The following is a 13,918-nucleotide window of genomic DNA, read 5'->3' on the forward strand; positions in this document are numbered from 1 at the left end:
TGTATTTAATCCAAGTTAAATATTAAACTCGCACTTTTCGCCCGATCAATAATGAGAACAATCCTAACGCCCACCATCCTAAACTGCCGCCGCTATGATCAACATCGATCACAATAGTACCATCAGCCAAAGTACCATCACCCAAATTGCTTGCTGATTCGAGCGCTAACCCTTGAAATACCACCCAGTCTAACGCTTTTATATGGTGACGTTGGGTTAAGGTTGCGGCGTCAAGAATATGGATGTCGAGATCATAAACCCCCTGAGCTAACCCCTGCTTTATATCAATATCAAAATATTGCTGGTCGCTGATGTTGATATCGGTAACTGTAAAAGCACCGCTGGTAAAAAGGCGCTGACCATTTAAGTAAAATTGGGCAACTAACTCGGTTGAACTCTCAGGCATATCGATATCAAGATCAACCGCAATATGTTGATAATAACCATTGCCGTTACGATCATGGCTCAATTCAATGCCTGCAGAGTAGATACTTAACAGCTGATCTTGATCCCAATATTTCCCTTCCAGTGCAAGATCTTGGAATTGATCATGGCTAAATTGATCTAATGTGAAGATTGTGGTGTGAGTGGCGCTATCAATAACGACTAATTGAAGTTGGTAATAAGCCGAACTTAATTGTTCGAGAAACTGAATATTTATTTGCTGACTATCAAAAGAAGAATCGCCATTTAATTCAAAATCGTGGCTAGTGTATATTTGCTGGCGTTGACCATCAGAATCTTCAAGCCACAGTTGCACAGCGACGCTCAGTTGCTGATAGTGAGTGTCGAGGTCAAAACTTAACGTCAGGTTTTGATGGTATCCATCGTTATCAAGATCTTGAAAAACATTAACATCAATACTGCCCAACCAAACATCAAGGTTATCATGTGACTGCAGCTTTTGAACTGGGCTACTTTGGGGGGCAGGGGACTGATTTACTTTTATCGCGGCGTTGGCCATGGTGGATAAAACCAGTAACAGACTTGCTAAGATAGTTTTCATTGTTGGCTCCTTCATTACATCTGGCCCTATTTAACGATTCTAGTGCTTAACTCCTACTGAATGATAAATTGAAGTCGTAATGGCGTATTGATAACTGGATTATAGATCTTGTTTCGGTCGTAAAAGTTGGACAAAATATTCATTAAATTTCCCATGATCGAGAAAAAACGCTTTAAGAATTCAATAAGATTCGCTGATAAAAAACAGATAAGATGGGCTGTATTACACATAAATTGAACAAATTAGCCCGTTATGTCTTAATGTTGCCAACTTATCAATCGATAGTTGGCACTTAGTCAAAAATTCTCGTATAATGCGCGCAAATTTTTTATAACATTACCGGAGAGCTTTATCATGGCTATCGAACGTACTTTTTCTATCGTAAAACCTGACGCAGTTGCTAAAAACCTTATTGGTCAAATCTACGGCCGTTTCGAAACTGCTGGTCTTAAGATCGTTGCTTCTAAAATGGTTCACCTTTCTAAAGAGAAGGCTGAAGGTTTCTACGCTGAGCACAGCGAACGTCCTTTCTTTGGTGCATTGGTTTCATTCATGACGTCTGGCCCAGTGATGGTTCAGGTTTTAGAAGGCGAAAACGCTGTACTTAAAAACCGCGAAATCATGGGTGCTACTAACCCTGCTGAAGCACTAGCTGGTACTATTCGTGCTGACCTAGCTGATAGCATTGATGAAAACGCTGCTCACGGTTCTGATGCTCTAGAATCTGCTGCACGTGAAATCGCATACTTCTTCTCTGACGAAGAAGTTTGTCCACGTACTCGTTAATATCGAATATGTTGGGTTAGGCGAGATTACTTGCCTACTATAATTCGGGGGTTTTACCCCCGTTTTTACGTTTATCGCTTGTCTAAATAGAGCGAGGCGCTAAACGTAAAAACGCGAATAACCATAGAAAATGTTAGCAGCAAGTTGTTGTAAAATAAGTGAGAAACACCATGAAAGAAAAAATCAATTTATTAAATCTCGATCGCAAAGCATTACGTGCTTTTTTAAGCGAACATGGCGAAAAGCCGTTTCGTGCCGATCAATTAATGAAATGGATCTATCACTTTGGTGTCGATGACTTTGATTTGATGATTAACATCAACAAAAAACTACGTGATAAGCTTAAGCAGCTATGTTTTATTAAGGCCCCTGAGGTGATTACCGAACAGCGCTCAACTGACGGCACCATCAAATGGTCAATGGCGGTGTCAGGCGGCCAGGAAGTTGAAGCTGTTTATATTCCCGAAGGCGATCGCGCGACCTTGTGTGTTTCTTCTCAAGTTGGTTGCGCACTTGAGTGCACCTTTTGTTCAACGGGCGCTCAAGGCTTTAACCGCAACTTATCGGTCAGTGAAATCATTGGTCAAGTTTGGCGTGCTGCACAAATTGTTGGCGTTAAAGGTGTTACCGGTAATCGTCCGATAACCAATGTTGTAATGATGGGCATGGGTGAACCCCTGCTAAACCTTAAAAATGTTGTGCCAGCGATGGAATTAATGCTTGATGATAATGGTTATGGCTTATCTAAACGCCGGGTTACCTTATCGACCTCTGGTGTGGTGCCAGCGCTTGACATGTTAGGTGACCAAATTGATGTTGCGCTGGCTATTTCACTGCATGCGCCAAATGACGAGCTGCGTGATGTCCTGGTGCCAGTCAATAAAAAATATCCAATTAAAGAATTTCTAGCTGGTGTTGCACGTTACATTGAAAAGTCTAATGCAAATCGTGGTCGCGTGACGATTGAATATGTGATGCTCGATCATGTTAATGATTCTACCGATCAAGCACATGAATTAGCCCAAATATTAAAAGATACGCCGTGTAAAATAAACCTGATCCCCTTTAATCCATACCCTGGTTCGCCATATGGCCGTTCGAGCAACTCTCGCATCGATCGTTTTAATAAAGTACTGATGGAATATGGTTTTACCGTTATAGTGCGTAAGACCCGAGGTGACGATATTGATGCTGCATGTGGTCAGTTAGTAGGCGATGTTATTGATCGAACTAAACGGACGGCAAAAAAGCAGATGCAAGGTGATGCTATTTCCGTCACAATGGTACGCTAGCTTTAATAGCCAACGGCAAGTTTGATGGTCAAGTTTTATGACCTGTGCTATCTATGTTGTTGGCTCACCTTTGATTTTTACAATGGATATGATGAAAATAAAAAATAACAATATTAGCGCGGGACTAGCCGTTATGGTGCTGACATTATTAGTTAGTGGCTGTGTCACTAAAGAATACGTTTATGGTGCCAATAATACCGTCAGCGAACGGACCAAAAATAATGAAAGTGCCGCAATGGCAAGGCTCAAATTAGCGATTGAGTACCTGCGACAAGATAAGATAGCTGCCGCGAAGCAAAACCTCGATCGTGCCGCGGCTATTAGCCCCAATATTGACGGTGTAGCTGCAAGTTATGCTTTTTATTACCAGAAAGTCGGCGAAAATGACTTAGCCGATAAGTCATATCGCCAAGCGGTGCGTCAATTTCCTGAAAATTCTGATATTCGCAATAACTACGGTGCATTTCTGTGTGATCTTAAACGCTATCAACAGGCCCATCGACAATTTGTATTAGCAATAAACACCGAAAGCAATAACCAAATAGCTCAAACGCATGAAAATGCTGGGCTTTGCGCACTTCGTGATAACAATTGGTCCACCGCACAACTACACCTAACCAAGGTACTTAACTATTACCCTAACCATGCGCGCGCTTTGCTCGGCTTGGCCAAAGCTAACCTTGAATTAAGCAATTTAATTGGTGCCAGAACCCAACTGGCTACTTACAATAAAAGATACATTCAAACACCAGAAAGTTTATGGGTCCAGATTCAAATTGAACACAAGGCACAAAACTTCACGATGGTAAAAGGTCTTGGTAAAATATTATTACGCGACTATCCAAGCTCAAATGCAGCAATCGATTATGGATCAAAAGATTTGTGATGAATATAAAAGAAACCAACCCAATAGATCAAACGCCACCAGACAGTGGCCACGAACAGCTCGAGCAAACGTTAGGTCAATTGCTTAAATCAACACGCCAGGCAAAAAATATAACGGCGCAAGAGATTGCTGATAAGCTTTATTTAAAACTAATTGTTATTCAAGATATTGATAATGATCAGGTTGATCCTAGCGTCAATCCGTTATTTAGTAAGGGTTACATTGCTAACTATGCCAAGCTTGTTGGCTTAGAACCCAAACCAATTTTGCAACTGTTCAATAGTCAATACCAACCGACTACTCAGGTTAAAGGCATGCAAAGCTTTTCCCAGCGTACCAAGGTGCAGCTCCATAATCGTTACCTTAATTGGGTAACTATGCTGATAGTCGGCGGTTTTGTCGCAATGATAGTTATATGGTGGTGGCAACAAGCTGATAATGACCAGCCAGAACAGGCCTCCGTTAATATTGCTGCTGAGCAATTAGATGACAGTATGCCTCTGGTTGTAGCCGACCAAAAAAGTCAGTCCGAACTAACGTCGACGTCAGCTAATGATGGCATCAAAAATACCAAGCTTGACTTAGATTTTAGTCAAGATTGTTGGATAAAAATAACCGATGCCAGTAATGAAGTACTGGCGATTGGAATGAAAAAGGCGGGATCTGTGCTAACGGTTAGTGGCATGGCACCGTTGCAAGTGACACTAGGCGCACCTGCAGCGGTTAGTATTACCTATCAAGGTGAAGCTTTAGATATTTCCCGCTATATCATAGATAACGCCGCTCGTTTTAGCGTACCACTGGAGCAATAAAGAATATGCATCAAGACACTGGGATTATCAGACGTAAATCAACCCGCATTATGGTTGGCAACGTGCCAATTGGCGATGGTGCACCCATTGCTGTGCAATCGATGACCAATACCTTGACCAGCGATGTTGCAGCGACTGTTGCACAAATTGCTCGGATTGAAGCGGCCGGCGCTGATATGGTTCGTGTTTCTGTACCGACAATGGATGACGCCGAAGCATTTAAACTGATTAAACAGCAAACAAATATTCCTTTGATTGCCGACATTCACTTTGACTACCGCATTGCACTTAAAGTTGCTGAATATGGCGCTGACTGTTTACGGATTAACCCGGGTAATATCGGTCGTGAGGATCGTATTCGCTCAGTGGTTGCATGCGCCCGTGATATGAACATTCCGATCAGAATTGGGGTTAATGGTGGTTCGCTTGAAAAAGATATTCAGGAAAAATATGGCGAGCCAACAGCCGCCGCGTTAGTTGAGTCGGCGATGCGCCATGTCGATATTTTACAGCGACTGAACTTTGATCAATTTAAGGTGTCTGTTAAAGCGTCTGATGTTCACTTGGCTGTTGAATCATATCGATTATTAGCCAAAGAAATTATCCAACCTTTGCATCTTGGTATTACTGAAGCTGGTGCTTTTCGTGCCGGAGCGGTGAAATCTGCAATCGGTTTGGGCATGTTACTCAATGACGGTATTGGTGATACGTTACGCGTTTCATTAGCAGCAGATCCGGTTGAAGAGGTCAAAGTCGGTTTTGATATTTTAAAATCACTGCGAATTCGCAGCCGCGGCATTAACTTTATTGCTTGTCCGAGTTGTTCGCGTCAAGAATTTGATGTGATTGCGACGGTTAATGCATTGGAACAACGATTAGAAGATATTGTGATGCCAATGGATGTATCTATTATCGGTTGTGTTGTGAATGGACCTGGCGAAGCATTAATTTCTGATATTGGTTTAACCGGCGGCAAAAATATGAGTGGTTTTTACGAAGACGGTATTAGAAAAAAAGAGCGGTTAATCAATACCAACTTAGTTGATGCGCTAGAAGCAAAAATTCGCACGAGAGTCGCTAACGAACAATTGAAAATCGACATTGCGCAAATTTAAATGACGTTGTGCTGCTATCGGGTTATTTTTCGAGTAGCATCATGAGGCATAATTTTGCATAATGCAGGTAACTATCTCGTTTTGCAGTAAATGTTTTATTCATTTTGAAATTAACATTTTAGTATTTGGCAACAATAATAGCCGTGATTTTATTGATTACGGCTATATAAAAGAATTATAGGTAAGTAAGTGGCAAAATTTATCCAGGCAATCCGCGGAATGAACGACATTCTGCCTGAGCAAACCCCAGTTTGGCAAATGGCCGAACAAGCAATCAGAACAGCGGTCGCATCTTTTGGTTACAGTGAAATTAGAATGCCAATCGTTGAAAGTACCGATTTGTTCAAACGTTCTATTGGTGAAGTGACCGATATCGTCGAAAAAGAGATGTACACTTTTGACGATCGTAACGGCGACAGCCTTACTTTACGCCCAGAGGGCACAGCCAGCTGTGTTCGTGCGGGCAATCAGCACGGTTTGTTGTACAACCAAGAACAACGTTTATGGTATACGGGCCCGATGTTCCGTCATGAACGTCCGCAAAAAGGTCGCTATCGTCAATTTACCCAATTTGGGGTTGAAGTCTATGGCATCGCCGATGCTGACGCCGATGCTGAAGTATTATTGTTGTCGCACACTTTGTGGCAAAAATTGGGTATGACCGAACACGTTCGCCTAGAAATCAATACTTTAGGTGATAGTGCTGAACGTGCCGCTTATCGCGATCAACTTATTGCGTTTTTAGAGCAGCATCTTGACGTACTTGACGAAGACGCTAAACGCCGGATGTACAGCAACCCTTTACGTGTATTAGACACTAAAAATCCTGCGATCCAGGCTATTTTAGTCGATGCACCTAAGTTATCCGATTGTCTTGGTGAAGAATCTAAGCAACATTTTGCCAAGTTATGTCAATTACTTGACTTAGCGGGCATTAAATATCAAATTAACGAACGCTTAGTGCGCGGTTTAGATTATTACAATCGCACGGTATTTGAATGGATTACCGACAGCCTCGGTGCCCAAGGTACGGTATTAGCCGGTGGTCGTTATGACGGACTGGTTGAACAACTCGGTGGCAAATCTACCCCCGCGGTTGGTTTTGCCATGGGCATTGAACGTATCGTGTTAATGCTGCAAGCCTTAGAGCTGACTCAGGATGTTAAACCAACGGTTGATGTTTACGTTGCCGCGATGGGTGATGAAGCCCAGCAGCAATCTTTTCTTATTGCCCAGCAGTTACGTTTGGCTCACCCGAATTTACGGATCATGAAGCATTGTGGTGCGGGTAACTTTAAGAAACAAATGAAAAAAGCCGATCGCAGTGGCGCAAAGATAGTACTTATTTTGGGTCAAGATGAAATCGAGCAACAGTTAGTTAGTGTTAAATATTTACGCGAAGACAAGCCTCAAATTACAGTAAGCTACCCTGACTTGTCTGAGTTATTAACCGCATTATAGGAGTAACGAGTGGAAATTTACAGCAGCGAAGAACAACAAGAAGAAGCAATTAAGCGCTTTTTAAAAGATAATGGTCTTTCACTCATCGTTGGCGCTATTGTCGGCCTAGGTGGTATTTATGGATGGAACTATTACCAGCAGGCGCAGCTAGAAACGATGGCGGGCCACTCGCAAGCTTATACGACCGTCGCGCAAAAGTTAACGACTTCAGATGCCGTGGTTAAAGATGGTCAAGCTTATATTGCAGATCACAGTGACAGTCAATACAGCCAGTTAACGCAATTAATTATGGTTAAGTCTTTAGTTGATAACAAAGAGTTTGACCAAGCAACGACGATCTTAAAGCAAGTGATCGCAAGCCCTGTGGAATCAACCATTAAAAGCATCGCGACCATTAGATTAGCCCGAGTTGAAGTGATGCTTGATCAAAGTGAACAAGCACTAGCGACCCTAATGACCTTAACTGACAGTGCTTTTGCTGCTCAAAAAAGCGAATTAGAAGGCAATATCTATTTAGCACAAGGTGATCTTGATAAAGCGCGCAGCGCATATCAAGCCGCGATCGACGCAGCGCCTGAGTTACCAAACTCTGAACTGAAAATGAAATTAAACGATCTCACGCCATCGGCATAAGGAACTATTATGACTCAATGGTCTAAATTAGTCGTTGCCAGTGCAATAATTTCTGGGTTGCTTAGTGGTTGTTCGTCAACGGAACCTTTGCTTAAAATTGCACCGGTTCCGCTGATTCAGTCTCAGGTTGATCTTAAAATTAACTGGGATGAGCAAGTTGGTAATGGCAGCGCCGATTATTTTTCGCAGTTACAACCGGCAGTTGCTTATGGCAAAACCTTTGCAAGTGATCGTCAAGGCACAGTCATCGCTTTTGACGCCTTAACGGGTAAAGAATTATGGCAGGTTGAACTAAATCCTAGTGAAGGAATGTTCAGTGCTAAGCAAAGTGCACAGCTGTCTGGTGGCATTGCTACGGGTTATGACAAAGTAGCGGTCGGTTCTGAAAGTGGTCAGCTGTATATTCTTGATCAAGCAACTGGCGAAACCGTGTGGCAAAAACAGGTTGGTGGTGAAATTTTGGCCTTGCCAGTTTTTACTAACAACTTGGTGATTACCTCACTAGGCAATGGCAAAGTGATAGCTTTTGATATTGATACAGGTGAACAGCGTTGGAGTTATCACAGCGATGTGCCTGCATTATCACTGCGTGGTTCTTCCGGCATGGTTGAAAATCAGGGCGCGATATTTTTTGGTTTACCTCGAGGTAAAGTTGGCGGTGTGTTAACGGATGATGGTCGCGCTATTTGGCAACAAGTTATTGCTAGCAGCAAAGGTCAAAACGAATTAGCTAATGTCATTGACGTCGATGGTACGCCTTTGATTTTAGGCGGTACTTTGTACGCTGTTGCTTATAACGGTAATTTGGCTGCGCTGGAATTAAGAACGGGTAAAGTATTGTGGAAGCGTGCTTATTCGTCATACCAGTCGATGACAGTGGATGGTTATAATTTGTATGTTACCACCACCGATGGTCATGTTTATGCGATAGATCGCCGTTCTGGTCTCGAAAAATGGGGTCAACGTGGGCTTGAAAACCGAGGTTTGTCAGCGCCAGCGTTACTTAACGGTTATATTGCAGTAACAGATTTTGAAGGTTATTTACATTTATTAGATAGTGAACAGGGCAATTTTGTTGCTCAGACGCAATTAGACAGTGCTGGTTATATCGCAAAACCTGTGGTTGATCACGATCTGTTATATCTCTTATCAAAAGATGGCTTATTGTCGGCTATTTCTATAAAATAGCCGCCATTATTAATATACTTAAAAGCAGTCCTGGGGGAGTGGCTCCTGAGACTGCTTTTTTATGTTCAGGATGAACGGAATGTCGCGCTGACAAGGGGTCACATGGCGACGATGCTTGGAGAATTGTGATGTTACCGGTGGTAGCTCTAGTTGGTCGCCCAAATGTGGGCAAATCTACATTATTTAATCGTTTAACTCGGACACGTGACGCTTTAGTCGCGGATTTCCCTGGTTTAACACGTGACCGTAAATACGGTACAGCCAAATTGGCTGGTTATGAGTTTTTGTTAATTGATACCGGTGGTATTCAAGGTGACGAAGATGGTATTGACGCATTAATGGCAGATCAATCGCTGATGGCGATTGAAGAAGCCGATGTGGTTTTATTTTTAGTTGATGCCCGTGATGGCGTAATCGTTGCTGATGAAGCGATTGCTAATCATTTACGTAAGCTTGATAAAACTGTCTACTTGGTTGCAAATAAAACAGACGGCGTTGATATTGATTCAGTGACGGCAGATTTCTATGCGTTAGCACTGGGTGGCGTTTACCCGATTGCAGCGGCTCATGGTCGAGGTGTTCAGCAACTGATCGAAAAATGTTTACGTCCTTATGCCGAAGAAGCAGGGTACGTGAGTCTTGAAGACCAAGAAGACCAAGAAGACGAATTCGAAAAAGAACTGACCGAAGAAACTGCCGAAGAGCAAGCTAAAGCATTGCAAGCTTTGCCGATTAAATTGGCGATCATTGGCCGACCAAATGTTGGTAAATCAACTCTGACCAACCGAATTTTAGGTGAAGAACGAGTTGTTGTTTATGATATGCCGGGTACGACTCGCGACAGTATCTACATTCCGATGGTTCGTGATGAACGCGAATATGTGTTAATTGATACCGCGGGTGTTCGCCGTCGTAAAAACATTAACCAAGCGATTGAAAAATTCTCGATCATCAAAACCCTTAAAGCGATTGAAGATGCCAACGTCGTATTATTGGTAATTGATGCCCGTGATGGTATTTCGGATCAAGATTTAAGCTTGTTAGGGTTTACCCTTAACGCCGGTCGTTCAATCGTGATTGCGGTTAACAAATGGGACGGCATGAGCAATGATGCTAAAGATCGGATCAAAACCGAACTTGATCGTCGTCTTGGTTTTGTTGATTTTGCCCGTATTCACTTTATATCTGCCTTGCACGGAAGTGGTGTTGGCAACTTATTTGAATCGGTTCAGGAAGCTTATAACTCAGCGACCAAACGTGTTTCAACGTCGATGATGACGAAGATAATGCAAATGGCCGTTGATGATCACCAGCCACCAATGTTCTCTGGTCGTCGCGTTAAGTTACGCTTTGCCCATGCCGGCGGTTATAACCCTCCAATCGTGGTTGTGCACGGTACTCAGGTTAAAAAGCTTGATGCATCATACAAACGTTACTTAATGAACTACTTCCGTCGTACATTAAAAATCATGGGCACGCCGATCAAAATCGAATTTAGAGAAGGTGTTAACCCGTTTGAAGGGCGTAAGAACAAGCTAAGCGCGACGCAAGTGCGTAAACGTGAACGTCTGATGAAGTTTCATAAAAAGAAATAGTTAACTGCTAAATCGGTCTAGAATCGATTTATCGATAAAAGCCATCGCCATGCGATGGCTTTTTTTTGTCTGCCATAAATTAGCACTAACCCGATTAATCCATCGTTGCTCTCATTGCTAATCGCTTATTCGAGCGCTAAGTCTAAATTAACTTTATCTAGCCACAACAAGATCATAAATTTAACATAAATTGATATTAACTTGTTGACTTAACGAGCTACCTTGATGATAATGCGACTGATTTTTATTTACCTAGTGGTCTGATGTCTTTGAGCGAGGTCGTTCGTGGTGCCGTTGTGGTAAATTTAACAGGAGTTAACATGGTAGTAAAAACTAAAATAGCCCGTGCTATATCATCAATCATTGCGCTTAATGTCATGATGTTGCCATTACAGGCGCAGGCGCAGGCGCCAGAACGGATCGTCGTGTCAGGTGAAAAAGTTGGCCGCACCGTCGACCAAACTCAAACCAGCATTGATGTGTTGACCGACGAGCAATTACAACGCGCTTCTGCCGTTGATATGGCCGATGTTTATAAGCATGTTGCCAATGTTACCCAGTTATCAGAAGGCAGTAACCGTACCTCTTTTTCAATCCGCGGTATGAACGTTTTTGGTGAAGCAACGTCCTCATCGGGTTCAATGACCTCAAGTGTTTACGTTGACAGTGCATCGGTCGGTCAATTGGCCACTCGTTATGGTCTGCCTAGCATGTGGGATATTGCACAGGTTGAGTTTTTACGCGGTCCGCAATCAACAATTCAAGGCCGTAACTCAATGTTTGGCTCGGTGATTATTAACAGTAATGACCCAACCTATGATACGCAAGGTAAGGTACAGTTAAGTGTCGGCTCTGATCACAAACGCCGTATTTCTGTCGCCGTCAGTACGCCGATTATTGCTGATGAACTCGCTATCCGCATTGCCCTAGATCGTGATGAAGCAGATGGTTATATCACTAACATAACCCGTAATGAAGACGATTATGCCGGCTATGAGCGTGGCAATGCTCGAATTAAAGTATTGTATGAGCCACGGGCGATTGAAGATTTGTCCTTGTTATTTAGCTGGAATAAAGCGAATAACCAATTTAAAGATTCGGCGATGGTGCCGCAAGAGTTACTCAAAAAATATCAGGCCGTCAGTGATTATGCCGCCGCCTTTGATATTGACGCCGACAGTGCCAGTTTAGCCGCCGATTACCAAATTAATGATCAGTGGTCGTTAACCGCGGTATCAGGGTTTAGTCGTGGTAAGTTTGACCGCCAAGACGATTATGATAGCTCGGCAATATCGGGCAATACGGTTGTTCAGCACGATAATGAACAAGCATTAAGCCAAGAAGTTAGGTTTTTCTACCAAAATGAAAATGTGTCCGCCATTGTTGGCGGTTTTTACGCCAAGGTCGATTTAGATACTAATTACGATATCTTAAGCATTGCACCCAAAGAATTATTTGCCAGCTCAATTATTGGTGGGGCGATGTATTATGGCAGCATGGATGCAATGGAAGCGACCGATTTTTATCAAAATACTTTCCCAAATAGTTTAAACATTGCTGCACATAACGAGTCTACTACTAGCATTGCCAATAGCGCTATTTTCGGTGAAGTAGATTGGCGCATTAACGATGAATGGGAGCTGGTCGTTGGTGCTCGTTTCGATCATGAAAAACAAAGCCGTACTGTTTACTCAAAACTGTCATCACCAGATACTTTTACCCATCCATTAGTCGCAGGTCTTGTTAACGGTTTAACCTCGGAAGGTATGGTCGATACACCGCAAGAAACAACCTACAATGCCTTTTTACCTAAACTATCTGCTATCTATCATCTGGGCGAGCAGCAAAGTATTAGTGCCAATATTCAACGCAGTTATCGCGCTGGCGGCATCTCGGTTAATCCGCTTAATGGCGATGTAGTTACCTTTGATCCTGAATTCGCTTGGAACTATGAACTGGCCCACCGCGCCAGCTGGTTAGACGGTGATTTAACCAGTCGTACTAATATCTATCTGACTCAGTTAACGGACCAGCAAGTTAACGTTGCACTGGACAGTACCGGGCTTAATAACGCTAATATCAATGCGGGTCAGTCTAAATTATATGGTTTTGAGTTAGCGTTAAACTACAACGTGTCTGAAACATTAGCCTTATATAGTAATTTCGGTTATGCCCACACTGAATTTACCGAGTTTGCCGAGTCGGTCACCATCAATGGCACAGAAAAAGCGATTACTGATTTAACTGGCTTCGAGTTTCGCAGGGCGCCAGCGGTTAATGGCATGATTGGCTTAGAATATGACTTTGCACCCGGTTGGTATTTAAATACTGACGTTAGCTACCGTGGAGATGCGTGGGCTGATAGCGAAAACACCAAAAAGCTAGCAAATTATACGCTGGTTAACGCTAAAGTCGGTTATCGTTCAGCGCATAACTGGCAGGTTGCACTGACGGTTAAGAACTTAACCGACAAGTTATATGTTAGTAATGTCTTTAACCAAAACTCTGCTATAGCGGCAATCCAAGATACTTATACTGTCGGCGGGCCGCGTTCGGTGTTATTGAATATGCAATATGATTTTTAACGCGTATTGAGCGTTTATTTGAGATAATTGCAAGGTAAAAAGGCAACTAACTTAGTTGTAATGCGTGTCAGTTAAGAGCTGATGCGCATTTTTTTGGTTTCTTTTCAGCGTAACGTTTTGGTCTTGATTTCACTGTTCTAGGGCAACTTCGCTCGTCTCGTTCGGGTAATAAAAAAGACTTTGCCATACTCAACATATCATTGACGGCCTTTGGTATTTTACCCGGTGAAAGATGGGGCATGATAGATAACTGTTGAATTATATAAGCCGATGCGCGACTAAAACTTAACTGTATTGGCAATATGCTATCTAAGCTGTACGCCATTTTACCGATTTGAAAGCGTATTAAATTATAGGCCAATAACGCACCCCATAATTCTTGCCGTACCATTTCTGGCTTCTTACTTCTTAGCGTCAACTCATTCTTGAGCATATATTGCTTCATTTCGCGATATCCTAGCTCAATTTCCCACCGATGAGCATACAAGTCAGCAATATCAGCAACGGGAAATCGCATCGGGTCGACCATCGATGTGATCACCGTATACTCTTTGCCTTT

At 42.7% G+C, this 13,918-nt stretch carries 12 protein-coding genes; 10 read left to right on the forward strand and 2 right to left on the reverse strand.

Going from position 1 to position 13,918, the window contains the following annotated elements:
- Positions 1–22: 22 nt before the first annotated feature.
- Positions 23–1,006, reverse strand: coding sequence for a hypothetical protein (locus HRU23_11300; protein ID NRA54720.1), 984 nt, complete (start codon positions 1,004–1,006; stop codon positions 23–25).
- A 354-nt stretch (positions 1,007–1,360) separates the two neighbouring features.
- Between HRU23_11300 and ndk the strand changes: the two genes are divergently transcribed.
- From ndk to HRU23_11350, 10 genes are all read left to right on the forward strand, one after another.
- The gene (gene ndk / locus HRU23_11305; GenBank protein ID NRA54721.1) at positions 1,361–1,792 is read left to right on the forward strand and encodes a nucleoside-diphosphate kinase; all 432 of its coding nucleotides are present in this window, start codon (positions 1,361–1,363) and stop codon (positions 1,790–1,792) included.
- A 170-nt stretch (positions 1,793–1,962) separates the two neighbouring features.
- On the forward strand, positions 1,963–3,084 hold the full coding sequence (gene trmG/rlmN, locus HRU23_11310; GenBank protein NRA54722.1) for a bifunctional tRNA (adenosine(37)-C2)-methyltransferase TrmG/ribosomal RNA large subunit methyltransferase RlmN: 1,122 nt from the start codon (positions 1,963–1,965) through the stop codon (positions 3,082–3,084).
- A gap of 37 nt (positions 3,085–3,121) precedes the next feature.
- A complete protein-coding gene (gene pilW, locus HRU23_11315) occupies positions 3,122–3,970 on the forward strand; it encodes a type IV pilus biogenesis/stability protein PilW (GenBank protein ID NRA54723.1) in 849 nt (282 codons plus the stop codon).
- Entirely contained in the window at positions 3,970–4,782 is an 813-nt protein-coding gene (locus HRU23_11320; protein ID NRA54724.1) for a DUF4115 domain-containing protein, read from the forward strand. Before pilW ends, HRU23_11320 begins: the two co-directional genes overlap by 1 nt.
- A gap of 5 nt (positions 4,783–4,787) precedes the next feature.
- Positions 4,788–5,897 (forward strand): flavodoxin-dependent (E)-4-hydroxy-3-methylbut-2-enyl-diphosphate synthase, encoded by a 1,110-nt coding sequence (ispG, locus tag HRU23_11325; protein NRA54725.1) that lies wholly within the window; start codon positions 4,788–4,790, stop codon positions 5,895–5,897.
- A gap of 189 nt (positions 5,898–6,086) precedes the next feature.
- The gene (hisS, locus tag HRU23_11330) at positions 6,087–7,358 is read left to right on the forward strand and encodes a histidine--tRNA ligase (GenBank protein NRA54726.1); all 1,272 of its coding nucleotides are present in this window, start codon (positions 6,087–6,089) and stop codon (positions 7,356–7,358) included.
- A gap of 9 nt (positions 7,359–7,367) precedes the next feature.
- The gene (locus HRU23_11335) at positions 7,368–7,991 is read left to right on the forward strand and encodes a tetratricopeptide repeat protein (protein NRA54727.1); all 624 of its coding nucleotides are present in this window, start codon (positions 7,368–7,370) and stop codon (positions 7,989–7,991) included.
- Positions 7,992–8,000: 9 nt separating this feature from the next.
- Entirely contained in the window at positions 8,001–9,179 is a 1,179-nt protein-coding gene (gene bamB / locus HRU23_11340; protein ID NRA54728.1) for an outer membrane protein assembly factor BamB, read from the forward strand.
- Between the two features lie 128 nt (positions 9,180–9,307).
- Positions 9,308–10,774, forward strand: coding sequence for a ribosome biogenesis GTPase Der (der, locus tag HRU23_11345; protein ID NRA54729.1), 1,467 nt, complete (start codon positions 9,308–9,310; stop codon positions 10,772–10,774).
- Positions 10,775–11,094: 320 nt separating this feature from the next.
- A complete protein-coding gene (locus tag HRU23_11350; GenBank protein ID NRA54730.1) occupies positions 11,095–13,359 on the forward strand; it encodes a TonB-dependent receptor in 2,265 nt (754 codons plus the stop codon).
- A 67-nt stretch (positions 13,360–13,426) separates the two neighbouring features.
- Here the strand turns inward: HRU23_11350 and HRU23_11355 are convergent.
- Positions 13,427–13,918: transposase (locus HRU23_11355; protein NRA54731.1), on the reverse strand; the 492-nt coding region annotated here is incomplete at its 5' end.

It is taken from the genome of Gammaproteobacteria bacterium (assembly GCA_013214945.1).
Taxonomy (GTDB): Bacteria; Pseudomonadota; Gammaproteobacteria; order Enterobacterales; family Psychrobiaceae; genus Psychrobium.

Coding starts and splice junctions, on each gene's coding strand:
- ispG (NRA54725.1), top strand. CDS start 4,788: ATGCATCAAGACACTGGGATTATCAGACGTAAATCAACCCGCATTATG.
- der (NRA54729.1), top strand. CDS start 9,308: ATGTTACCGGTGGTAGCTCTAGTTGGTCGCCCAAATGTGGGCAAATCT.
- HRU23_11300 (NRA54720.1), bottom strand. CDS start 1,006: ATGAAAACTATCTTAGCAAGTCTGTTACTGGTTTTATCCACCATGGCC.
- HRU23_11350 (NRA54730.1), top strand. CDS start 11,095: ATGGTAGTAAAAACTAAAATAGCCCGTGCTATATCATCAATCATTGCG.
- bamB (NRA54728.1), top strand. CDS start 8,001: ATGACTCAATGGTCTAAATTAGTCGTTGCCAGTGCAATAATTTCTGGG.
- pilW (NRA54723.1), top strand. CDS start 3,122: ATGACCTGTGCTATCTATGTTGTTGGCTCACCTTTGATTTTTACAATG.
- trmG/rlmN (NRA54722.1), top strand. CDS start 1,963: ATGAAAGAAAAAATCAATTTATTAAATCTCGATCGCAAAGCATTACGT.
- ndk (NRA54721.1), top strand. CDS start 1,361: ATGGCTATCGAACGTACTTTTTCTATCGTAAAACCTGACGCAGTTGCT.
- HRU23_11320 (NRA54724.1), top strand. CDS start 3,970: ATGAATATAAAAGAAACCAACCCAATAGATCAAACGCCACCAGACAGT.